We start from the raw sequence: 782 nt of genomic DNA on the forward strand, positions 1-782 counted from the left end.
GGAGACTCTGAATAAGTCTCGAAATCAGCGATAATACGGCCTTCGTCAACCGCAAAGAATTCATTGTTGCCATGGATCAGATCACCTTCTCCGAAGCCGAATACCAGATCAAGAAGCGCAAGACCCGCCGCGAGATTTTCCTGGAACGGATGGACAAGCTGATTCCCTGGAAGCAATTGGAGAAGAAGGTAGCCCGTTATTATCCCAAGGGCCAAAACGGACGGCCTCCCTATCCGCTGCCTGCCATGCTGCGAGTTCACTGCATGCAGCTGTTCTATAACCTTAGCGACCCGGCCATGGAAGACGCTTTGTACGAGATCGAATCCATGCGGCACTTTGCCGGCCTGAAGCTGGACCGGTTGCCGGACGAGACCACCATTCTTAACTTCCGACATTTCCTGGAGCAACACGGCCTTGGCAAGGTGCTGTTCAAAGAGGTGAACAAACACCTGGAGAAAAACGGCCTGATGCTGCGCGAAGGCAGCATCGTAGATGCCACCATTATTTCTGCTCCCAGCTCTACAAAGAACCAAGCTGGCAAGCGTGATCCAGAGATGCACCAGACCAGAAAAGGCAACGAATGGCACTTCGGCATGAAGATGCACATTGGTGTTGATGACGCGCTGGGCCTGATTCATAGCATTGATACCACGGCGGCCAACGTGCACGACATCGTGCCCACCGACAATCTGCTGCATGGCGAAGAGCAGAGAGTCTTCGGCGACGCCGGTTACCTTGGCATTCAGAAGCGGGATGAGCATAAGCACCGCGAAAACGTCTCC

The 782-nt window shown here is 53.7% G+C and carries 1 protein-coding gene; it reads left to right on the top strand.

Annotation, left to right across the window (positions count from 1 at the left end):
* Window positions 1-71: 71 nt before the first annotated feature.
* Window positions 72-782 (top strand): IS5 family transposase (locus tag EZI54_RS23955; RefSeq protein ID WP_131484348.1); only part of this gene is annotated, 711 nt, incomplete at its 3' end.

The organism is Marinobacter halodurans, from assembly GCF_004327985.1.
GTDB lineage: Bacteria > Pseudomonadota > Gammaproteobacteria > Pseudomonadales > Oleiphilaceae > Marinobacter_A > Marinobacter_A halodurans.